At 74.5% G+C, this 21,820-nt stretch carries 21 protein-coding genes; 8 read left to right on the top strand and 13 right to left on the bottom strand.

What is annotated here, in order from left to right; translation table 11 throughout:
- Nucleotides 1-15 precede the first annotated feature (15 nt).
- From DMP17_RS33440 to mptB, 8 genes are read right to left on the bottom strand one after another with little or no spacing between them, the layout of a single operon-like run.
- On the bottom strand, nucleotides 16-987 hold the full coding sequence (locus DMP17_RS33440; RefSeq protein WP_337831629.1) for a quinone oxidoreductase family protein: 972 nt from the start codon (nucleotides 985-987) through the stop codon (nucleotides 16-18).
- 46 nt (nucleotides 988-1,033) lie between these two features.
- Nucleotides 1,034-1,882, bottom strand: a complete 849-nt coding sequence (locus DMP17_RS33435; protein WP_337831628.1) for an ABC transporter permease subunit — start codon at nucleotides 1,880-1,882, stop codon at nucleotides 1,034-1,036.
- A complete protein-coding gene (locus DMP17_RS33430) occupies nucleotides 1,879-2,847 on the bottom strand; it encodes an ABC transporter ATP-binding protein (protein ID WP_443217932.1) in 969 nt (322 codons plus the stop codon). Before DMP17_RS33430 ends, DMP17_RS33435 begins: the two co-directional genes overlap by 4 nt.
- Entirely contained in the window at nucleotides 2,844-3,935 is a 1,092-nt protein-coding gene (locus DMP17_RS33425) for a LolA family protein (RefSeq protein ID WP_337831627.1), read from the bottom strand. Before DMP17_RS33425 ends, DMP17_RS33430 begins: the two co-directional genes overlap by 4 nt.
- Nucleotides 3,936-3,988: 53 nt before the next feature.
- A complete protein-coding gene (locus tag DMP17_RS33420) occupies nucleotides 3,989-4,975 on the bottom strand; it encodes a COX15/CtaA family protein (RefSeq protein ID WP_374228596.1) in 987 nt (328 codons plus the stop codon).
- 15 nt (nucleotides 4,976-4,990) lie between these two features.
- Nucleotides 4,991-5,746 carry an ABC transporter permease gene (locus DMP17_RS33415; RefSeq protein WP_226357510.1) on the bottom strand — a complete coding sequence of 252 codons (756 nt, stop codon included), beginning with the start codon at nucleotides 5,744-5,746 and terminating at the stop codon, nucleotides 4,991-4,993.
- Nucleotides 5,747-5,781: 35 nt separating this feature from the next.
- Nucleotides 5,782-6,693, bottom strand: coding sequence for an ABC transporter ATP-binding protein (locus DMP17_RS33410; protein ID WP_226357301.1), 912 nt, complete (start codon nucleotides 6,691-6,693; stop codon nucleotides 5,782-5,784).
- Nucleotides 6,690-8,618, bottom strand: a complete 1,929-nt coding sequence (gene mptB / locus DMP17_RS33405) for a polyprenol phosphomannose-dependent alpha 1,6 mannosyltransferase MptB (RefSeq protein WP_337831626.1) — start codon at nucleotides 8,616-8,618, stop codon at nucleotides 6,690-6,692. The genes DMP17_RS33410 and mptB overlap by 4 nt, the downstream gene beginning before the upstream one ends.
- 201 nt (nucleotides 8,619-8,819) lie before the next feature.
- On the opposite strand from mptB, the gene DMP17_RS33400 reads away from it, so the two are divergent.
- The 7 genes from DMP17_RS33400 to DMP17_RS33370 are packed head-to-tail and all read left to right on the top strand — an operon-like array spanning nucleotide 8,820 to nucleotide 15,272.
- Nucleotides 8,820-9,641, top strand: coding sequence for a helix-turn-helix transcriptional regulator (locus DMP17_RS33400; RefSeq protein WP_337832773.1), 822 nt, complete (start codon nucleotides 8,820-8,822; stop codon nucleotides 9,639-9,641).
- A complete protein-coding gene (gene sufB / locus DMP17_RS33395) occupies nucleotides 9,625-11,061 on the top strand; it encodes a Fe-S cluster assembly protein SufB (RefSeq protein WP_226365015.1) in 1,437 nt (478 codons plus the stop codon). Before DMP17_RS33400 ends, sufB begins: the two co-directional genes overlap by 17 nt.
- Nucleotides 11,058-12,248, top strand: a complete 1,191-nt coding sequence (gene sufD, locus DMP17_RS33390; protein ID WP_226357298.1) for a Fe-S cluster assembly protein SufD — start codon at nucleotides 11,058-11,060, stop codon at nucleotides 12,246-12,248. Before sufB ends, sufD begins: the two co-directional genes overlap by 4 nt.
- Before the next feature lie 55 nt (nucleotides 12,249-12,303).
- Nucleotides 12,304-13,089, top strand: coding sequence for a Fe-S cluster assembly ATPase SufC (gene sufC / locus DMP17_RS33385; RefSeq protein WP_226357297.1), 786 nt, complete (start codon nucleotides 12,304-12,306; stop codon nucleotides 13,087-13,089).
- A 2-nt stretch (nucleotides 13,090-13,091) separates the two neighbouring features.
- The gene (locus tag DMP17_RS33380; protein WP_337831625.1) at nucleotides 13,092-14,396 is read left to right on the top strand and encodes a cysteine desulfurase; all 1,305 of its coding nucleotides are present in this window, start codon (nucleotides 13,092-13,094) and stop codon (nucleotides 14,394-14,396) included.
- Nucleotide 14,397: 1 nt separating this feature from the next.
- Nucleotides 14,398-14,862, top strand: a complete 465-nt coding sequence (gene sufU / locus DMP17_RS33375; RefSeq protein ID WP_062395379.1) for a Fe-S cluster assembly sulfur transfer protein SufU — start codon at nucleotides 14,398-14,400, stop codon at nucleotides 14,860-14,862.
- Nucleotides 14,859-15,272: a metal-sulfur cluster assembly factor gene (locus DMP17_RS33370; protein ID WP_020624271.1), complete on the top strand. Its 414-nt coding sequence runs from the start codon at nucleotides 14,859-14,861 to the stop codon at nucleotides 15,270-15,272. The genes sufU and DMP17_RS33370 overlap by 4 nt, the downstream gene beginning before the upstream one ends.
- 58 nt (nucleotides 15,273-15,330) lie before the next feature.
- Here the strand turns inward: DMP17_RS33370 and DMP17_RS33365 are convergent, their stop codons facing one another.
- The 5 genes from DMP17_RS33365 to DMP17_RS33345 form a co-directional block, all read right to left on the bottom strand.
- Nucleotides 15,331-16,158, bottom strand: a complete 828-nt coding sequence (locus DMP17_RS33365) for an arylamine N-acetyltransferase family protein (protein WP_337831624.1) — start codon at nucleotides 16,156-16,158, stop codon at nucleotides 15,331-15,333.
- A gap of 42 nt (nucleotides 16,159-16,200) precedes the next feature.
- Nucleotides 16,201-17,211, bottom strand: coding sequence for an adenylate/guanylate cyclase domain-containing protein (locus DMP17_RS33360; protein WP_337831623.1), 1,011 nt, complete (start codon nucleotides 17,209-17,211; stop codon nucleotides 16,201-16,203).
- A gap of 34 nt (nucleotides 17,212-17,245) precedes the next feature.
- Nucleotides 17,246-17,695, bottom strand: a complete 450-nt coding sequence (locus DMP17_RS33355; protein WP_062395375.1) for a universal stress protein — start codon at nucleotides 17,693-17,695, stop codon at nucleotides 17,246-17,248.
- A gap of 109 nt (nucleotides 17,696-17,804) precedes the next feature.
- Nucleotides 17,805-19,112, bottom strand: coding sequence for a lycopene cyclase family protein (locus DMP17_RS33350; protein WP_337831622.1), 1,308 nt, complete (start codon nucleotides 19,110-19,112; stop codon nucleotides 17,805-17,807).
- Nucleotides 19,109-19,900 carry an SDR family oxidoreductase gene (locus DMP17_RS33345; protein ID WP_337831621.1) on the bottom strand — a complete coding sequence of 264 codons (792 nt, stop codon included), beginning with the start codon at nucleotides 19,898-19,900 and terminating at the stop codon, nucleotides 19,109-19,111. Before DMP17_RS33345 ends, DMP17_RS33350 begins: the two co-directional genes overlap by 4 nt.
- A gap of 150 nt (nucleotides 19,901-20,050) precedes the next feature.
- Here DMP17_RS33345 and DMP17_RS33340 point away from each other — a divergent pair, with 150 nt between their 5' ends.
- Nucleotides 20,051-21,673, top strand: coding sequence for an ABC-F family ATP-binding cassette domain-containing protein (locus tag DMP17_RS33340; RefSeq protein ID WP_226357292.1), 1,623 nt, complete (start codon nucleotides 20,051-20,053; stop codon nucleotides 21,671-21,673).
- Nucleotides 21,674-21,820: the final 147 nt, after the last annotated feature.

Genomic DNA, 21,820 nt, shown 5'->3' with positions numbered 1-21,820 from the left:
CCCGTTCCGGACCGGTCAGGGGACGAGCAGCACCTTGCCGGTGGTGCGGCGGCCCTGCAGGTCGTCGTGCGCGGTGCGGGCGTCCGCCAGGTCGTAGCGGTGCCCGATCCGCACGTCGAGGCGGCCCGCGGCGACCTCGCCGTAGACGGCGGCGGCGCGGGTGCGCAGCTCGTCGGTGGTGGCGATGTAGTCGAACAGCTTCGGGCGGGTCAGGTACAGCGACCCGGCCGCGTTGAGCCGCTGCGGGTCGAACGGCTCGACCGGGCCGGACGCGGCGCCGTAGAGCACCAGCGTGCCGCGCGGGCGCACCGAGGCGAGGCTCGCGTCGAAGGTGGTGCGCCCCACCGAGTCGAACGCGGCGTGCACGCCCGCGCCGCCGGTGAGGTCGCGGACGGCGGCGGCCAGGTCGTCGACGGCGGTGTAGTCGATCACCTCGTCGGCGCCGGCGCCGCGGGCCAGCTCGGCCTTCTCCGGCGTCGACGTCGTCGCGATCACCCGGGCGCCCTTCGCGACGGCCAGCTGGGTGAGCAGCAGCCCGACGCCACCGGCGGCGGCGTGCAGCAGGATCGTCTCCCCGCCGCGCAGGGCGACACAGTCGTTGACCAGGAAGTGCGCGGTCATGCCCTGCAGTGCCGCGCCGACCGCGACGTCGTCGGCGACGCCCTCGGGCACCGGGACGGCCTTCGCCCAGGGCACGGCGACCTGCTCGGCGTAGCTGCCCAGGGTGTTGGCCCAGGCGATCCGGTCCCCGACCGCGACGCCGTCGACGTCCGCGCCCAGCGCGGTGACCCGGCCCGCACCCTCCAGCCCGGCGACGTAGGGCGTCTCCATCGGGTAGATGCCCTCGCGCTGGTAGGTGTCGATGAAGTTCACCCCGGCCGCGGCGACCTCCACCAGCACCTCGCCCGGACCCGGCACCGGGGCGTCGGTGTCGACGACCTCCAGCACCTCGGACCCGCCGGGCCTCGTCACCCGTACCGCACGCATGTGTCCTCCTCGTCGCTCGCCGCTGCTGACGGGCCCGATCATGCCCTCACGCGTCGCGGCGGAGCATCCGGGAGACGAGCACGACCGCGGCGACGGCGAACCAGCCCGCCGCGAGCCCGGTGCTCGACACGAGCCCGTCGGTCGGCAGCGGGTCGCGCAGCACGTCGACCCCGGCGGCCCAGCCGTCGGTGAGCAGGAACGGGCGGATCGGCTCCAGGGCGGGGATCGCGCCGAGCACCCCGGACAGGATGATCCCGCCGAGCACCGAGGACAGCACCACCAGCGGGTGCTCGGTGAACGACGACACCGCCAGCGCCACCGCGCCGACCGCGGCGAGCTGACCCAGCGTCCACAGCGCGACCAGGGCGATCCGGCCGGCCGCGGAGGTCAGGTCCAGCACCGAGCCGGACATCGTCAGCAGCGCACCGCCGTCGCCGACGACGGCGGGGGGCCCGATCAGCGCCCATCCCGCCACCAGCCCGACCACGCAGACCACCGCGACCGCGACCGCGGCCACCACCAGCACCCCGAACGCCTTCATCGCGACCAGCCGCAGCCGCCCCACCGGGGCCAGCAGCAGCCCGCGCAGGGTGCCGTGCTGGGCCTCCCCGGCGATCGCGTCCGCCGCCGCGACGGTGACCACCAGCGGCAGCAGCAGCGCCATCAGCAGGGTCAGCGCCGCGACGGGCAGGGTCAGCCCGTTCCCGACGACCTCGGAGAGCAGGCCGCGGCGCGGCCCGTCGGCCAGCACGAGCCCGACCGCCATCACGACCGGCACCGCGCCGAGCAGCGCGACCATCACCCAGGTCCGGGGCCTGCGCAGCACCCAGCGCAGCTCGGCCCCGAGCAGCCGCCGCCACGACACCGGCCGGGGCGGGGCGGGCGGGGCGCTCACGCGTCGCCCTCGGTGATCCGGGTGAACAGCTCCTCCAGGCCGGCGCGGCGCCGGGCCAGCCCGTGCACCGCCACCCCGGCCCCGACGAGGCCGGCGAACAGCCGCGGCCCGTCGGCGTCGGCGGCCAGGACGACGGCCGCGCCCTCGGCCCGGGCATCGGCGCCCGCGGCCCCGAGCTCCCGCAGCGCCGCCGCCGGGTCGGTGGTCGCGATCTCCCAGTCGCCGTCGGCGGCGCCGAGCAGCCGGTCCAGCGGTCCCGCCGCGAGCAGCGTGCCCTGCTTGAGCACGGCCACGTGCGTGCACACCGCCTCGACCTCCGACAGCAGGTGCGACGACAGCAGCACCGTCGCCCCGCCCGCCCGCAGCTCGGCGACGATCGTCCGGATCTCCCGCGTGCCGGCCGGGTCGAGGCCGTTGGTGGGTTCGTCGAGCACGACGAGCCGGCGCGGGACGAGCAGCGCCGCGGCCAGCCCGAGGCGCTGCTTCATCCCGATGGAGTAGCCGCGGAACCGGCGCCCGGCGGCCGCAGCCAGCCCGACCCGCTCCAGTGCCGCCTCCACCGCGGGCCGCACCTCACCGGCCGCGAGCCGCGGCTCGGTCGCCGCGACCCGGCGCAGGTTCTCCCGCCCGGACAGGAACGGGTGGAACCCCGGCCCCTCGACCAGCGCGCCGACGTCGGGCAGCGTCGTGGCGAGCCCGCCCGGCACCGGGAGCCCGAGCAGCTCGACGCTGCCCGAGGTCGGCGTGGTCAGCCCGAGCAGCATCCGGATCAGTGTCGTCTTGCCCGAGCCGTTGGGGCCGAGCATCCCGAACACCGACCCGGCCGGGACGTCGAGGTCCACCCCGTCGACGGCGGTGACCCGCCCGAACACCTTGCGCAGGTCCCGGACGCGGGCGGCCGGGAGCTGCTCGTCCGCGGTCCCGTCCGCCACGTGGCCGGCGGGGGCGGAGCGGGTGGTCGTCACCGGGCCAGGGCCTCGCCGAGGACGTCCGGGCCGACGGCACCGGCGGCGACGCGGCCGTCGTCGGCCAGGATCACCGAGCCCGCGTTCGTGGTGATCTCGCGGCCGGCGCCCCACGGTCCGGACACCGGGGTGCCGAGCGCGGACAGGTCCGGGCCCTGCCCGTCGCCGGAGCGCTGCGGGACCCGGCCGATGACCACGGTGTCCCAGCCCTCGCCGACGACGGTCGGCGCGGCGGCCCGTGCGGGTGTGCTGCCGGGGCTGCCGGTGCCGGGGTTGGCGGGGCCGGGGCGGATGCCGGGGCCGGGCTGCTTCACCGTCCCGGCGGTGCCGTCGCGGACGGTGGCGCCGGGCGGCGGGGTGAAGGTGAACAGGGCCGGGTCCTGCGGGCCGAACGTGACGTCGTCGAAGCCGATCCGCAGCACCGGGTCGGTCCCGGCGCCGAGGACGGTCAGCTCCAGCGGGGTCCGGGTCTGCGCGTCGACGGCGGAGCGGACCTCGCGCAGCACGGTGCGCTCACCGGGCTTCGGCGCCAGGACCAGGGTGTAGGCGGGGCGGCCGGCGACCTCGGTGGTGCCGTCGACCCGCAGCACGCTGGTGGCGCTCAGCCGCGCGACGACGGTCCGGGCGACCTCGGCCGGGTCCTTCGCGGCGTCGGCGTCCGGGGCGTGCCCCCGGCTCGGGAACCGGGTCGCGGTGCGGTCGGTGGAGTCGTAGGCCCAGGTCGTGGCGCCGTCGCGGACGTAGGTGCGCTCGCCGTCGTCGCTCGGGACGGCGAGGCGGCCGTCGCCGTTCCCGTCGGACCAGACCCGCGCGGTGGAGGTGCCGTCGGTCAGCCCGTCGGAGGGCAGGCCCGGCACGGCGGGCAGCCCCAGCCGGTTGTCGACGGCGACGGTGCCGGCCAGCGCGACCGGCTCCGCCGCGACGACCGAGGCGACGAGCTGCTCCGGCGTGACGGGCGGCAGCTCGGGGGCGGCGGAGGCCCGCGTGGTGAGCAGGCCCACCGACAGCGACACGATGAGGGCGACGGCCAGGACGGCCGCGAGGACCACGGCGATCCCGCCGCGTCGCAACCGGGATGCGGAGGTCATGACTCCAGAGTGCCCGAGTGTCACCCGATCGTGCAGCGGCCGGTCGGACCGACTCAGACCGACGCGGCGGCGGGCTCCGGCGCGGCGGCGTCCGCCGGGTCGCCGGTCGGGGTCGCGCGGGGGTCGGCGGCGGCCGGGCGGGTCGCGGTGCCGGCCCACACCCAGGCGGCCGCGGCGGCGGTCAGCCCGGCGCCGAGCACGTGCAGCGACACCAGCAGCTCCGGGACCCCGAGGGCGTACTGGACCCCGCCGAGCGCGCCCTGGGCGAGCACGACCACGACGAGCACCCGGAACCGGCGCAGCAGCGCCCGCGGGGCGGACACCGCGTGCAGCAGGAACCCGAGCCCGACCAGGGTGCCGAGGTAGAGGAACAGCGTGTCGACGTGCAGCTGCGCGAGCGCGGGGATCGGCACGTCCAGGCGCGGGGTCTCCGGGTCGCCGCCGTGCGGACCGGCCGCGGTGACCAGGGTCCCCGCGACGAGCAGGACGCCCAGCACCGCGGTGGAGAACAGCACCAGCCCACGCCCGGCGACGGGCACGGTGCGGGTCACCGGGCCGTCGGCCTCGCCGGCGGCGCCGACGAGCAGCACCGCGAACCAGACCAGCACCATCGAGGCCAGGAAGTGCAGCATCACCGTCCACCAGGCCAGCCCGAGCAGCACGGTGATCCCGCCGATGACGGCCTGCGCGACGACGCCGAGCGGCATCGCCAGCGCCAGCCCGGTGAGGCGGCGGCGCCGCGGCCGGGTGTACAGCGCGCCGAGCAGCGCCGCGCCCGCGGTGAGCACCACCAGGATGCCGAGCAGCCGGTTGGAGAACTCGATCCACATGTGCAGCGGAGCGATCTCGGCGTGGTCGACCGGGATCATGCTGCCCGGCTCGCACTGCGGCCAGGTCGAGCAGCCGAGGCCGGAGCCGGTGACCCGGACCACCGAGCCGGTCACCCCGATCCCGATCTGGGCGACGAGGTTCGCGATCGCCAGCCGGCGCATCAGCACCGGCGGGGTGGAGGGCACGCGCGACAGCAGCACACTACGCATCGTAGAAGATGGGGCTCAGGTCCAGCGCACCAGCCGCGACGCCGCCACCCCGGCGACGACGGCCCAGCCGGTCAGCACCAGCAGCGGCCCGGCCGCGGGGAACTCGCCCGCGCCGAGGGCCGAGCGCAGCGCCTCGGCCAGCGCCCCGGAGGGCAGCCACGGCGCGAGCGCCGCCAGCGGCCCCGGCAGGTCCGCCACCGGCACGACGATCCCACCGGCCAGCAGCAGCGCGAACCACACCAGGTTGGCGACGGCGAGCACGATCTCCGCGCGCAGCGTCCCGCCCAGCAGGATGCCCAGCGCCCCGAACGCGGCCGCGCCCAGCAGCACCGCCAGCGCGGCGCCGTCGAGCCGGGCACCGGCCGGGGACCAGCCCAGCAGCGCCGCCAGCACGCCGAGCAGCACCACCTGGATCACGACGACGGCGGCGACCGCGGCCAGCCGCCCGCACACCAGCAGCCAGCGGGGCAGCGCCGTCGCGGCCAGCCTGCGCAGCGCGCCGTAGCGGCGGTCGAAGCCGAGCGCGATGGCCTGGCTGGTGAACGCCGAGCTCATCACGGCCAGCGCCAGCATGGAGGCGAACAGCCACGCCACCCGCGGCTCCGGGGCGGGCACCGCGGGCACGAGCGTGAGCCCGGCCAGCAGGGCCGCCGGGATGAGCAGGGTCAGCAGCACCTGCTCGGCGTTGCGCAGCGCGAGCCGGGTCTCCAGGCCGCCCTGGGCCCGCAGCATCGTCAGCACCCGGCCGCGCCCGGGCGCGGGGGTGAACATGCCGTCGGGGAACGGTGGCGTCGTCCGCGGGGTCGTCACGAGCGCAGCTCCCGTCCGGTGAGGTCGAGGAAGACGTCCTCCAGGCTGCGCCGCACGACCTGGACGTCGTCGGCGAGCACGCCCTGGTCGGCGCACCACGAGGTGATGGCGGCGAGCGCGCCCGGGTCGATCCGGCCGCGGACCCGGTAGCGGCCGGGGGAGGTCTCGCAGCTGGCGTAGCCGGCGGGCAGCCGGGCGTCGAGACCGGCGACGTCCATCCCGGGCCGGGCCCGGAAGCGCAGCTCGGTCTGGTCGCCCGCGGTGAGCTGGGCGGGCGAGCCGTGCGCGACGACCCGGCCGTGGTCGATGATCACGACGTCGTCGGCGAGCTGCTCGGCCTCGTCCATCAGGTGGGTGGTCAGCAGCACCCCCACGCCGTCGCGGCGCAGCGCCCGGACCAGGTCCCACACCAGGTGGCGGGCCTGCGGGTCCAGACCGGCGGTCGGCTCGTCGAGGAACACCAGCTCCGGGCGCCCGACGACGGCGCACGCCAGCGCCAGGCGCTGCTGCTCCCCGCCGGACAGCCGCTTGTACGGGGTGCCCGCCCGCGGACGCAGGCCGAGCACGTCGATGAGCATGTCGACGTCGAGCGGGTGCGCGGCGCAGTCGGCGACCAGGTGCAGCATCTCCCCGGTCCGCACGGCCGGGTAGGCGCCGCCGCCCTGCGGCATGACGCCGACCCGGGGGCGGACGGCCTCGTCGGCCGGGTCGTGGCCGAGGACCCGCACCCGTCCGGCCGAGGGCGCCCGGAACCCGGTGCACACCTCGACGGTCGAGGACTTGCCGGCGCCGTTCGGGCCGAGCAGGGCGAGCACCTCGCCGCGGGCGAGGTCGAGGTCGATCCCGTCGACGGCGGTCGTGGCGCCGTAGCGCACGACGAGGCCGCGGATCTCCAGGGCGGCGCTCACCGGGCGGGCTCCTGGTCCGACGGCGCGCGGGTCCCGGCGCCGGTGTCGCCCGGGGTGCCGCTGCCGTCGGTGCCGCTGCCGTCGGTGCCGCTGCCGTCGGTGCCGCTGCCGTCGGTGCCGCTGCCGTCGGTGCCGCTGCCGTCGGTGCCGCTGCCGTCGGTGCCGCTGCCGTCGGTGCCGCTGCCGTCGGTGCCGCTGCCGTCGGTGCCGCTGCCGTCGGTGCCGCTGCCGTCGGTGCCGCTGCCGTCGGTGCCGCTGCCGTCGGTGCCGCTGCCGTCGGTGCCGCTGCCGTCGGTGCCGCTGCCGTCGGTGCCCCCGTCCGGGCGGGCCGGGTCACCGGCGTCGCCGGGGGAGCGGATCAGCCGGGCGACGACGTACAGCGCGAGGGTGTACATGGCCGCGCCCGCGGTGATGGCCAGCGGCAGCTGGAACCCGCGGAAGAAGAAGTCGGCGCCGGTGGGCGGCACGGCCAGCGCGAGCACGACCGACAGCAGCAGCAGGCCGCGGCGGTAGAACGGCATCGCCCGGGTCACGACCAGCGGCAGCAGCGCCCAGAACAGGTACCAGGGGTGCACGACGGGGCCGAGCAGCACGACGGCGCCGAGCCCGAGGCCGGTGCCGGTGACCGGGTCGACCCGCCCGCGCAGGCAGCCGAGCAGCAGCACGACCACGATCACCGCGATCGGCAGCACGAACAGGCTGCGCATCAGGCCCATCGTGGTCTCGGTGTGGTCACCGAGCCCGGCGAGTCTGCCGACCTGCCCGGCGAGCAGCCCCAGGTTGGTGCTGATCGACATGGGCGAGATGAGCACGCTGGGCGCGGACAGCCCGCGCACCCAGTTGAAGCCCAGCCCGGTGGCCAGGCTGAAGAAGGTGAGCACGGCCGCGGCGATCGCGGACAGCCAGGCCGTCATCACGGCCCAGTCGACGAGCCTGCCGCCGCGCCTGCGGACCAGGTACACACCGACGAAGCCCAGCGCGAGCAGCGCCGGGAGCTTCACCGAGGCCGCGGCGACGATCAGCGCGGCACCGCCGGTGATCCGCCACCACGGCTGGACGGTGTCGTCGCGCCCGAGCATCACCCAGAGCCCGAGCAGCAGCAGCGGCAGCATGATCGACTCGTTGTGGATGCCGCTGACCATGTGGAACAGCACCAGCGGGTTCGCCGCGCCGAGCCACAGGACGAGGCCGGCGTCGAGGTCGAACCGGGAGGCCAGCCGGGGCAGCACCCACACCATCAGCGCGACGCCGACCAGCGCGAGCACCCGGTGCTCGAGGATGCCGAGCACCACGTTCTCCCCGGACAGCGCCGTGATCCCGCGACCGAGGCCGAGGAACAGCGGGCCGTAGGGCGCCGGGGTGTCGCGCCAGACCGTGGGGATGCCGCGGACCAGCGGGTCGTCGATGCCGAGCGCCTGCGCCGGGCCGATCGAGTACGGGTCGATCCCGCGGGCGAGCGTCGCGCTCTGGGCGAGGTAGCTGTAGATGTCCTTCGAGAACATCGGCGGCGCCAGCGCCAGCGGCACCCCCCACAGGATCGCGGTGCGACCGAGCTCGCGGCGCTCGGGAGCGGGGTGGTGCGCCCCGCGGGTGGTGAGCATCCGGGCGATCCACAGCCAGGCCGTGACCACCATGAGCAGGCCCGCGTAGGTGACGGCGATCGCGAGGGTGACGTTGCGCGACGGCAGCCCGATCACGCGCAGCCCGTTGAGCGGGTTCGGCACCGGGAAGGCCCCGGACCCCAGCGCGCTGATCCCCATCAGGAGCGCGCCGGTCAGGCCGAGGATCCGCGCGATCCGGGCCTGCTCGCGCAGGCCGCGCCGGGCCCGGTGGCCGGTCGACGGCGGTGTGGCGGGGGGATCGGACGGCGCCGCACGCGTCGGGGGGTCGTCGCGCCCGGGCGGGGCGACCTCGGGCGTCACCATGGGAGAAGAGGCTAGTGGTGCGGCCACGGGGGGTCCGGTACCGGCCCTCACCTGCGGGTGGAGTGAGCCCGGTCACCACGGCGGGGGGTCTGTTTTGCCGTGCCGACCGATATACGCAACACTGATGTTGTGAAAACGGACCGGACAGCGCCGCGGCGCCTCGACGACCCTGCCTGCGGGCACGGCGTCGGCGGCGACGCCGTGGTGCCCGCCGCGTCCGGGACGGGTACCCGCGCCCTCGTGGCACGGGTGCTCATGGAGCAGGGTCCGGTCACGGCCGCCGTCGTGGCGGCCGAGCTGGAGCTCACCGAGGCCGCCGTGCGCCGGCACCTCGACGCGCTGATCGCCGACGGCGAGGCGGAGGTCCGGGCCCCGGCCCGGTCCGCCCGTCCGCGCGGCCGGGGCCGTCCGGCCCGGGAGTACCTGCTCACCGACACGGGCCGGGTCCGGTTCGGGCACGGGTACGACGACCTGGCCACCCAGGCGCTGCGCTTCCTCGCCGAGACGGCGGGGGAGGAGGCGGTCGACGCCTTCGCCCGGCACCGGGTGCGCGAGCTGCTCGGGTCCGACCTCGACGCGGTGACCGCCCCGGCGGAACCCGCGGAACGGGTCGAAGCGCTCGCCCGGGTGCTCAGTGCCCGCGGCTACGCTGCGCAGGCCCGCCACGGCGGGTTCGGGGTGCAGCTGTGCCAGCACCACTGCCCGGTGGCCCACGTGGCCACCGAGTTCCCGGAGCTCTGCGAGGCCGAGACGCGTGCCTTCGCCGAGCTCCTGGGCACGCACGTGCAGCGGCTGGCCACCATCGCCCGCGGCGACGCCGCGTGCACCACACACGTCCCGCTCGAGGATCCCGAACTCCTCGCGCGGGCACGAGGTAAGAAGCAAGGCCGTTCCGTCACCGTGAGTGGGAGAACCACTGCGCAGGTGCGGCAGGTGCAAGAAGAAGGGGGCCCCGCCGACGGCGGGACCTTCTCCCACCACGGTCCCCGAAAGGGAGGCAGTCCTTATGACGACCACTCCTGATGTGCGCACCGAGCTCACGCAGGAGGAGACGATCGCGGCGCTCGGCCGGTACGACTTCGGCTGGGCCGACTCCGACGAGGCGGGCTCCATCGCGAAGCGTGGCCTGTCCTCCGAGGTCGTCGCCGACATCTCCCGCCTGAAGAGCGAGCCCGAGTGGATGCTGGAGTTCCGGCAGAAGGCGCTCGACATCTTCGGCAAGAAGCCGATGCCGCGCTGGGGCTCCGACCTGTCCGGGATCGACTTCGACAACATCAAGTACTTCGTGCGCTCCTCGGAGAAGCAGGCCGCCACCTGGGACGACCTGCCCGAGGACATCAAGAACACCTACGACAAGCTGGGGATCCCGGAGGCCGAGAAGGCCCGCCTGGTCTCCGGTGTCGCCGCGCAGTACGAGTCCGAGGTCGTCTACCACTCGATCCGCGAGGACCTCGAGCAGCAGGGCGTCATCTTCCTGGACACCGACACCGCGCTGAAGGAGCACCCGGAGCTGTTCCGGGAGTACTTCGGCTCGGTCATCCCGTCCGGTGACAACAAGTTCTCCGCCCTGAACTCCGCGGTCTGGTCCGGTGGCTCCTTCATCTACGTCCCGCCGGGCGTGCACGTCGACATCCCGCTGCAGGCCTACTTCCGGATCAACACCGAGAACATGGGCCAGTTCGAGCGGACGCTGATCATCGTCGACGAGGGTGCCTACGTGCACTACGTCGAGGGCTGCACCGCGCCGATCTACAAGACCGACTCGCTGCACTCGGCCGTCGTCGAGATCGTGGTCAAGAAGGGCGGCCGCTGCCGCTACACCACGATCCAGAACTGGTCGAACAACGTCTACAACCTGGTCACCAAGCGCGCCAAGGCAGAGGAGGGCGCGACCATGGAGTGGGTCGACGGCAACCTCGGCTCCAAGGTGACCATGAAGTACCCGGCCGTGTGGCTGATGGGCGAGCACGCCAAGGGCGAGGTCCTCTCGATCGCGTTCGCGGGCGAGGGCCAGCACCAGGACGCCGGCGCCAAGATGGTCCACCTCGCGCCCAACACCTCCTCGACGATCGTGTCGAAGTCGGTGGCGCGCGGCGGCGGGCGTACGTCCTACCGCGGCCTGGTCCAGGTCAACCCGCGCGCGAAGAACTCCCGTTCGACGGTGAAGTGCGACGCGCTGCTGGTCGACACGATCTCGCGCTCGGACACCTACCCCTACGTCGACATTCGCAACGACGACGTGTCGATGGGGCACGAGGCCACCGTCTCCAAGGTCTCCGACGACCAGCTCTTCTACCTGATGAGCCGCGGTCTGACCGAGGACGAGGCCATGGCCATGGTCGTGCGCGGGTTCGTCGAGCCCATCGCGCGCGAGCTGCCGATGGAGTACGCGCTGGAGCTGAACCGGCTGATCGAGCTGCAGATGGAGGGTTCCGTCGGATGACGACGAGTGACGTTGCCGGCCTCGCGCCCGAGCTGAAGGGCGCCAAGGAGGGGCAGGGCGAGGTCCCGATCGCCTCGGCCGGCGAGCGCTTCCAGTCCTTCGACGTGGAGGCGTTCGAGGTCCCCGGTGGCCGCGAGGAGAACTGGCGGTTCACCCCGCTGCGCCGGCTCAAGGGCCTGCACGACGGCAGTGCCGCGTTCGAGGGCACCGCGCCGGTCTCGGTCACCGAGGCCGCCGGGGTGACCGTCGAGAAGGTCGGCCGCGACGACGCCCGGATCGGCGAGGGCGGTGTCCCGTTCGACCGGGTCGCCGCCGCGGCCTGGTCCGGGTTCGGCGAGGCCACCCTGGTCACCCTGGACGGGGAGAAGCTCGACCCGGTGACGATCACCGTGGACGGCCCCGGCGAGGGCGTCACGGCGGCCGGCCACCTGCACATCCGCACCACCCCGCACACGCAGGCGACGGTCGTCGTCGTGCACCGGGGGTCGGGCGTGCTGGCCGACAACACCGAGGTCGTCCTGGGCGACGGCTCGCAGCTCACGCTGGTCGTGACCGAGGAGTGGGCCGACGACGCCGTGCACGTGGGCGCCGAGCACTACTCGATCGGGCGCGACGCCACCCTGCGGGCCACCACGGTCCAGCTGGGCGGCGACCTGGTCCGGGTCTCCTCGACCGTGCGCTACGCCGGCCCCGGCGGCGACGCCGAGCTCATCGGGCTCGGCTTCACCGACGCCGGCCAGCACCTCGAGCAGCGGCTGCTGGTGGACCACGCGATGCCGAACTGCAAGTCCAACGTGCTTTACAAGAACGCGCTGCAGAGCCTCACGAAGGACTCCTCGCACGTGGTGTGGATCGGCGACGTGCTGATCCGGGCCGCCGCCGAGAACACCGAGACCTTCGAGTTCAACCGGAACCTGGTGCTCACCGAGCACTGCCGCGCCGACTCCGTGCCCAACCTGGAGATCGAGACCGGCGAGATCGTGAGCGCGGGCCACGCCAGCGCCACCGGGCGGTTCGACGACGAGCAGCTGTTCTACCTGCGCAGCCGCGGCATCCCCGAGGACCAGGCCCGTCGCCTGGTCGTCCGCGGGTTCTTCGGCGAGGTCCTGAACAAGATCACGCTGCCGGAGCTCAAGGAGCGCCTCGAGGCGGCCGTCGAGGCCGAGCTCGCGCTCACCGGCGTCTGAGCGCAGCTCGGCACCGATTCCGCACACTTTCCCGAATACGGAGCGACCACCACCGATGTCCACTCTGGAGATCAAGGACCTGCACGCCTCGGTCGAGACCGAGGACGGCCCCAAGGAGATCCTGCGCGGTGTGAACCTCACCGTCCGCGCGGGCGAGACGCACGCGATCATGGGGCCGAACGGCTCCGGCAAGTCCACGCTGGCCTACGCCATCGCCGGGCACCCCAAGTACACCGTGACCAGTGGCGAGGTGCTGCTGGACGGCGAGAACGTCCTGGAGATGTCGGTCGACGAGCGGGCGCGGGCCGGGCTGTTCCTGGCCATGCAGTACCCGGTCGAGGTCCCGGGCGTGTCGATGGCGAACTTCCTGCGCTCGGCGGCCACCGCCACCCGCGGCGAGGCGCCGAAGCTGCGGACCTGGGTCAAGGAGGTCAAGGAGGCCATGGCCGGCCTCGACATCTCCCCGGAGTTCGCCGACCGCTCGGTCAACGAGGGCTTCTCCGGCGGTGAGAAGAAGCGCCACGAGGTGCTCCAGCTCGAGCTGCTGAACCCGAAGTTCGCCGTGCTCGACGAGACCGACTCCGGCCTCGACGTCGACGCCCTGCGCGTCGTGTCCGAGGGCGTGAACCGGTACCGGTCGAGCGGCGAGACCGGCGTCCTGCTGATCACGCACTACACGCGGATCCTGAACCACATCAAGCCGGACCGCGTGCACGTGTTCTCCGGCGGCCGCGTCGTCGAGTCCGGCGGCCCCGAGCTGGCCGACGAGCTGGAGAAGAACGGCTACGTCCGGTTCACCCAGGCCGACAAGGCGGCGGCGGACCAGAAGGCACTGGCCTGACCATGACCCTCACCCACGGAACCGGGACCACGGCCGGCCTCGACGCCGACGCCGTGGCCCGGATCCGGGCGGACTTCCCGATCCTCGCGCGCACCGTGCGCGAGGAGAAGCCGCTGGTCTACCTCGACTCCGGTGCGACCTCCCAGCGGCCGCGCCAGGTGCTCGACGCCGAGCGCACGTTCCTGGAGCGGCACAACGCGGCCGTCCACCGGGGCGCGCACCAGCTCGCCGAGGAGGCCACCGACGCCTACGAGTCCGCCCGGTCACGCATCGCGGCGTTCGTCGGTGCGAACGACGACGAGGTCGTGTTCGTCAAGAACGCGACCGAGGGCATCAACCTGGTCGCCTACGGCCTGGGCAACGCCTCGGTCCGGACCGGGCTCGACGCCGCCTCCGAGCGGTTCGCGCTCGGCCCCGGTGACGAGGTCGTCGTGACCGAGCTGGAGCACCACGCGAACCTCATCCCGTGGCAGGAGCTGTGCCGGCGGACCGGCGCGACCCTGCGCTGGTACTCCGTCACCGACGACGGCCGGATCGACCTCGACTCGCTCGAGCTCACCGACCGGACGCGGGTCGTGGCCTTCACCCACCAGTCGAACGTCACCGGCGCCGTCGCGCCGGTCGCGCAGCTGGTGGAGCGGGCCGCCGCGGTCGGCGCGCTGACCGTGCTCGACGCCTGCCAGTCGGTGCCGCACATGCCGGTCGACCTGCACCGGCTCGGGGTGGACTTCGCGGTCTTCTCCGGGCACAAGATGCTCGGGCCCTCCGGGGTCGGCGTCCTCTACGGCCGCCGGGAGCTCCTCGAGGCGCTCCCGCCGTTCCTCACCGGTGGCTCGATGATCGAGACCGTCCGGATGGAGGGCGCGACCTGGGCGCCGCCGCCGCAGAAGTTCGAGGCCGGGGTGCCGATGACGTCGCAGGCCGTCGGCCTCGGCGCCGCGGTCGACTACCTCGGGGCGATCGGGATGGACACCGTCGCCGCGCACGAGGCGTCGCTGACCGCGGCGGCGCTCGAGCAGCTGTCCGCGATCGACGGGCTGCGCATCGTCGGCCCGCCCGGGGCGGAGCTGCGCGGGGGAGCGGTGTCGTTCGTCGTGGACGGCATCCACGCCCACGACCTGTCCCAGGTGCTCGACGACGCCGGCGTCGCCATCCGCGTGGGTCACCACTGCGCGTGGCCGCTGCACCGGCGCTTCGGCATCGTGGCCAGCGCCCGGGCGTCGTTCGCGGTGTACAACACCCTGGACGAGGTCACCGCGCTGGCCGACGGGGTGCGCGCCGCCCAGAAGTTCTTCGGGACGGTGTGACGTGCAGCTGCAGCAGATGTACCAGGAGATCATCCTGGACCACTACCGTGACCCGCACGGCGCCGGTCTGCGCGAGCCGTACGACGCCGAGACCCACCACGTGAACCCCACCTGCGGGGACGAGGTCACGCTGCGGGTCAAGGTCGACGGGGACGTGGTCACCGACGTGTCCTACGAGACGCTGGGCTGCTCGATCAGCCAGGCGTCGGTGTCGGTGCTGCACGACCTCGTCGCCGGGAAGCCGGTCGGCGAGGCGTGGAAGATCATGGCGTCGTTCCAGGAGATGGCCCAGGGACGCGGCAGGGTCGAGCCCGACGAGGACGTCATCGGCGACGGCGTGGCCTTCGCCGGCGTCGCCAAGTACCCGGCGCGGGTCAAGTGTGCTCTCCTGGGCTGGATGGCATTCAAGGACGCGGTGAGCCGCACCGACGCCCGCATCGAGAACTCCGAGGGGAGTCCGGCATGAGCGAGACCACCGAACAGAGCACCTCCGAGGACGTGGTGCGCGGCGCGGCGGGCATGCCCGAGCCGCCCGCCCGGGCCGACGCCGGTGACGGCGCGACCCTCGAGGCCCTGGAGGAGGCGATGAAGGACGTCGTCGACCCCGAGCTGGGCATCAACGTCGTCGACCTCGGCCTCGTCTACGGCATCGACCGGGACGGCGGGACCGCGGTCATCGACATGACGCTGACCTCGGCGGCCTGTCCGCTGACCGACGTGATCGAGGAGCAGACCCGCTCCGCGCTCACCGCCGGTCCCGACGGCGGCCTCGTCGACGACGTCCGGATCAACTGGGTCTGGATGCCGCCGTGGGGCCCCGAGAAGATCACCGAGGACGGCCGCGAGCAGCTGCGCGCCCTCGGCTTCCGGGTCTGACGACCCCGCACCGACCCGACGGGCCGGATCCCCACCCGGGGTCCGGCCCGTCGTCGTCTCACCGGAAGTAGACCTCCCGCAGCCGGTCCTCCAGCCCCGCGACGGCGCCGGTGTCGACACCGAGGTGCTCCTCCAGCGCGTCCCGGACGTGGGCGGGGGAGGTGAGGTCGTGCCGCTGTGGGTCGCCGTCGGCGGTGCGCACGGTGAGCCGGGTCCCGTCGAGGGTGGTCCGGTGCTCCGGGGTGGTGCGCGCGGCGACGAGCCCGGTCCGGAAGTGCGACGCCGGGTGGTGGGTCAGGTACCAGGAGCCCATCGCGTAGTCGACGTCCGGGGCGGGGACCAGGTCGAAGACGTACTGGTCGGCCCAGTCACCGCTGCCGCGCCGCTGCAGGACCCAGGCGCCGTGGTCGTCGCGGGCGTAGCGGTAGGTCGCCTGCGGGGTGGGCTGCTCCAGTCCGGCGACGAGCCGCAGCGCGGTGGTCGGCACCGTCGAGCCGAACCCGGCGTCGACGGTGAAGCGGCCCTCCGTGGTGTCGACGAGGGTGAGCCGGTGGGTGCGCGACGTCGGCGGGTCCGCCGGGGCCAGGCCCAGGCGGACCCGGCCGACGAGCGGGGTGACCTGGTACCCCACCGCGGCCAGCACGTCGTACAGCAGGCGGTTGTGCTCGAAGCACCAGCCGCCGCGCCGGCCGTTCACCAGCTTCGCCGCGACGCCGTCGGAGGTGGTCGGCGGCTCGACGCCGGTGAACGGGTCGAGGTTCTCGAACGGGATGGTCGCGTTGTGCGCGGTCACGACCCGGTCGAGCAGCGCCCGGTCCGGTGTCGCCCGGTCGACCCCGAGGAGGTCGAGGTACGCGGCGGCTGAGGTGGTCACCGTGCTCGTCATGGTGCCCGAGGCTGTCACCTCGACCCGGGTTCAGGTCAAGGATCAGCGTTCGCGGGCGCCGCGCAGTGCCCACGCCCGCAGGTGGGAGTAGCCGCGGGTGTGCAGTGTCGCGATCCGCCGCAGGTCGAAGCGCGGGTCGTCGCGCAGCGACTCGAACATCTCCTTGTCGACCAGCACCGTGTCCGGGCGGGCCTCGGAGGTGAGCCGGGCCGCGACGTTGACGACCTCGCCGTAGACGTCGCCGTAGCGGGCCAGCACCATGCCGTGGGCGAGGCCGATCCGCAGCTGCGGCAGCGCCGGCTCGGTCCGGACCCGGTCGCGCAGGCCGAGCGCGATGGCCGCGGCGTCGGCGGGGTGCTCGGTGACGTAGAGGACCTCGTCGCCGACGGTCTTGATCACCCGGCCCCGGCCGTTCGCGATGACCTCGGTCGTCACCGAGCCGAACCGCTCGATCATCTCGCCGAGCTCGTCCATCGACCTGCGGCGGGTGGTGCGGGTGAAGCCGACCATGTCGGCGAACCCGACCGACAGCGGCCAGGTGTCGGCCGCGATGTCCGCGGCGTCCATCCGCTGCGCCCCCGCGACCCAGCGCGACGCCGTCGCAGCGAGGTGGCGCCGCCACACGTAGGACTGCAGCGACTCCAGCTCGGGCAGCACGTCGGCGGCGAGCCGGGCCGCGTCGCGCGGGGTCAGCTCGCCGATGTGCGCGGCGGCGACCTGGGCGAGCATGCCGATCTGCCACTCGGCGAGCCGCGACAGCGACTGCGCGACCGCGCGGGCGACGGCCTCGCGGGCGTTCTTGTCGGGCAGCCAGTCCCGGGTCAGCCGGGCGACGGTGCTGGCCGCCTCCAGGTCGGCGCGGGTGTAGACCCGGTCCTCCGGATCCGAGTCCGCGAACCCCAGCGCCCGCCAGAGCCGCCCCGACTCCTCCGGGTCGAGCCCCGCGGCCTCCACCAGCTCGTCGCGGGTGAACTCGCGGGGCGCGCCCAGGATGAACTCGTCCAGCGCCCCGTCGTCGATCCCGCTCCAGTCGATGGAGGCGGGGTCGGGCATCGGACGGGGCGGTCCGGGTTCGGACGTCACGCGATCACGTGGTGTGCACGACGAGCACGTCCACGCCGGCACGGCGGGTCGCGTCGGCGGGCACCGAGCCGAGCAGCCGCCCGGAGAAGGTGTTCAGACCGCGGTTGCCGATCACGAGCAGGTCGGCGCTGTGCTCCTTGACGGCCTTGCGGAGCACGTCGACCGGCGCGCCGTCCTCGGCGAAGGTCGAGACGTCCTTCGCGCCGGCGGCGGCGGCCCGGTCGGAGGCCTCGCGCAGCGCCTCCTCGGCGGGGGTCCAGCCGGTGACGAGGAAGGCCTCGTCCTTCAGCGCGTCCTCCGCGGCCGAGGTGTCCTCGCGGCTGGCCGGGGTGTAGGCGGAGACGATGACCAGTTTCGCGCCGCTGTCCGCGGCCACCCCGGCCGCGCGCTCGACGGCCGCGAACGACGTCGACGAGCCGTCGGTGCCGACGACGATGGTCTTGTATGCGGACACAGGTGCCTCCCGGGGGAACGGTCGCGCGTCGCCGGGCCTGCGGCCGGCGTCACCGCGTGCGATGACGTTACTACGTGGTATCCGATCAACTTGTCCCGACTCCCTCCCGTCATCGCCCTTTCGAGTGAAATGCGGCGGCCGATCGCAGCATGTGCGCTCGTACGGGTGGCGGAGCGGCCCGGAACACACCGGCCATCCCGGCGAGGGTGCCGGTCAGGTCGTCGCGGCCGGTGAGGAACGCCCGGCCGCTGCGGCCGGCGAAGAACGCGTCGAAGAAGTCCGGCACCAGCCGCGGCGGCATCTCCAGCACGGTGCGCAGCCCGTGCCGGCGCAGGCGGTGCACCGCGCGGGCCGACCGGGGCCAGAGCAGCCGGCGGGCCGCCGTCGTCGCGGCGGCGGGGTCGTGCGGCAGGTGCCGGGCCAGCTCCGCGGCGAGCTGCGGGGCCAGCCCGAGCGCGGGGGCGACGCTGAACCCGGTCGCAGGGTGCACCAGCGGGGTCGCCGCCCCGAACCCGACGGGGTGCCGTGGGCCGCGCGGGGTGTCGACCGGGAAGCGGACCCGCTCGACGGGGGCGTCGTCGGGCACGGTGACCCCCGCCCCGGCGAGCCGGGCCGCGAGCCGGTCGCGCAGCTCGGGCAGCCCCAGGCCCGGCCGTCGCGCCAGGGAGGTCTCCTCCAGCAGGACGGTGCCGTCGCCGTAGGGGACGGCGTAGAGGAACGTCGGCCAGTCCGTCCACCCCGGGCGGTGCGGGCCGGGGGAGCGCCAGTCCATGAAGACGGCCTCGCCGGGCCCCACCACCGGCGCGGCCACCCGCTCGTCGACGACGACGCCCCACGCGGTCTGCTCGGTCCCGCCCGCCGGGCCGGGGCGCAGCCGCGACGGTGCCCCGGTGGCGTCGACGACCAGGGCCGCGTCGACGACCCGCGCCGCGTCGTCCCGCGGGGCCCCGCCGTCGCCGGCGTCGCCGCTCCCGCCCCGGCCGCCCGGAGGGTGCAGCCGCACCCGGTACCGGTGGCCGTCGGGCCGGACGTCGTCGGCGGCGGCGCGCCCGGCCAGCACCGTGACCCCGGCGAGCCGGGCGTCGAGGTGGGCGCGCAGCCCGGCGGTGTCGAGCACCGCGTACGGGCCCAGCGCGCGGGTGCCACCGCCGGGCAGCACGGCCACCGCCTCCGGCCGGGTCGCGACCATCGCCGCCGGCAGGTGCGGGGGCAGCTCCTCGGGCCACGCGCAGTAGGTCGCCGTCCACGCCCGCTCCGGGGCGGGGTCGGCGAGCGTGGTGCGCAGCCCGGCCTCCGCGCACGCCGCCGCGAGCGCCCGGCCGGCCGGACCGCCGCCGAGGACCAGCACGTCGGCCACCGTCGTGCCGGGGGTGCCCGACCGGCTCGACGACGCCGTCCCGCTCGTCGTCCCGGTCACTGTGGGCCCGGCCGGTGCCGCCCGGCGGACAGGCTGCCGCCGTCGATCCGCAGGGTGGCCCCGGTGACCCAGGACGCGGCGTCGGAGACGAGGAACGCGACCGCCTCGGCGACGTCCGCGGGCTCGCCGAGGCGCCCCAGCGGGTAGCCCGCGACGACGGACGCCTCGTCGTGGGCGTAGAGCGCCTCGGCGAACCGCGTCCGCACCACGGCGGGGGCGACGGCGTTGACCCGGATGCCGGGGCCGAGCTGGCCGGCCAGCTCCTCGGTCAGGGTGAGCAGCGCGGCCTTCGACGCCCCGTAGGCCCCGATGACGCCGGTGGGCCGCAGCGCCGCGACCGAGGCGACGTTGACGACGGCGCCGCCGTGCGCGCCCATCCAGACCCGGTGCGCCTGCTGGACGAACCCGAGGGCGGCGACCACGTTGACGTCGAGGATCTTGCGGACGGCGTCGAGGTCGGCCTCGACCAGCGGCCCGTGCTGGGGGTTGATCCCGGCGTTGTTGACCAGCACGTCCAGCGAGCCGAACGCGGCCACCGTCGCCTCCGCCGCGGCGGCCCGGTGCGCCGCGTCCCCGACGTTGCCGGCGACGGCGAGCACCCGGCCGGTGCCGGCCCCCGCGCCGGCCGCGAGCTCCGCCGCCGCCGCGTCGAGCTCCGGGGCGCGCCGACCGGTGATCGCCACCGACGCGCCGCGCGCCAGCAGCGCGGCGGCGACGCCGTACCCGATGCCCCGCGAGGCGCCGGTGACCAGTGCCGCCCGACCGGCCAGGGAGGTGAGATCGGTCATGGGGCCCGACCCTACGTGGGGAATCGGGTGGACCCGGCCGGTAGTCTGGACGCGTGATCCTGATCGAGTAGACCGGCGCCCCGGGCACGACCGTGCCCGCATCCGGTCCTCTCAGCGTCACTCCTCGTCCTCCGTCTGGAGCTCTTCCACGTGATCACCACGACCGACCTCGAACTGCGCGCCGGATCCCGCATCCTGCTCTCCGGTGCCACCCTGCGGGTGCAGCCCGGCGACCGGATCGGTCTGGTCGGGCGCAACGGCGCGGGCAAGACCACCTCGATGCGGGTGCTGGCCGGCGAGGGCGAGCCGTACTCCGGGCAGCGGAGCGCGAACTCCCCGGTCGGCTACCTGCCGCAGGACCCGCGTGAGGGCGACCTGTCGGTCACGGCGAAGGACCGGGTGCTCTCGGCCCGCGGCCTGGACGTGCTGCTGGCGAAGATGGAGAAGGCGCAGACGGCGATGGCCGAGCTGGCCGACCCGGCCGCGAACGACAAGGCGGTCCGCGAGTACGGACGGCTCGAGGAGCGGTTCTCCGCCCTCGGCGGCTACGCCGCGGAGTCCGAGGCCGCGCGGATCTGCACGCACCTGGGGCTGCCCGAGCGGGTGCTGGCCCAGCCGATGCGCACGCTCTCGGGCGGTCAGCGCCGGCGCGTGGAGCTGGCCCGGATCCTGTTCGCCGCATCCGACGGCGGGTCGCAGTCGGCGACCACGCTGCTGCTCGACGAGCCCACCAACCACCTCGACGCCGACTCGATCACCTGGCTGCGCGGGTTCCTGCAGCAGCACGAGGGCGGTCTGGTCGTCATCAGCCACGACACCGACCTGCTGGCCGCGGTGGTGAACAAGGTCTGGTTCCTCGACGCGACCCGCGGCGAGGCCGACCAGTACAACATGGACTGGAAGCGGTACCTGGAGGCGCGCTCCACCGACGAGAAGCGTCGTCGCCGCGAGCGGGCCAACGCCGAGAAGAAGGCGTCCGCACTGCACGTCCAGGCCGCCAAGATGGGCGCGAAGGCCACCAAGGCCGTCGCCGCCAAGAACATGGCCCGCCGGGCCGACGCGCTGCTCGCCGGTCTCGACGACGAGCGTCAGGCCGACCGCGTCGCGCACATCCGGTTCCCGACCCCGGCGCCCTGCGGGCGCACCCCGCTCACGGCGGAGAACCTGTCCAAGGCCTACGGGTCGCTGGAGGTGTTCACCGGGGTGGACCTCGCGGTGGACCGCGGGTCGAAGGTCGTGGTGCTGGGCTTCAACGGTGCCGGCAAGACGACGCTGCTGCGGATCCTGGCCGGCACCGAGGAGTCCGACTCCGGCGGGGTCGTGCCCGGCCACGGGCTGCGACGGGGCTACTTCGCCCAGGAGCACGACACGCTCGACATGGACGCCTCGGTCTGGGACAACATCCGCCACGCCAGCCCGGACGCCGCCGAGCAGCAGCTGCGGACCCTGCTCGGGTCGTTCATGTTCTCCGGGGAGCAGCTCGAGCAGCCCGCCGGGACGCTGTCCGGCGGTGAGCGGACCCGGCTCGCCCTGGCCGGTCTGGTGTCCTCGGCGGCGAACGTGCTGCTGCTCGACGAGCCGACGAACAACCTGGACCCGGCCAGCCGCGAGCAGGTGCTCGACGCGCTGCGCCGCTTCGAGGGCGCGGTCGTGCTCGTCACCCACGACCCGGGTGCGGTCGAGGCGCTGGAGCCGGACCGGGTGATCGTCCTGCCCGACGGCACCGAGGACCACTGGTCGGCCGACTACCTGGAACTCGTCCAGCTCGCGTGACCGGTCACCGCACGCCGCGGTGATCACCCGACCGGACCACCAAGATCATCGGACGTGTCCGGGCCGTACCGCGTGCGGCCGTCGGAATCGTGCACGACCCGTTCCGACGGGGTAATGCATTGCGCTGCCCGACGGATGACGATTCCG

It is taken from the genome of Pseudonocardia sp. TMWB2A, assembly GCF_017312135.1.
The sequence above is the reverse complement of the archived record's forward strand: the minus strand, read 5'-3'. Positions and strand labels throughout refer to the sequence as shown.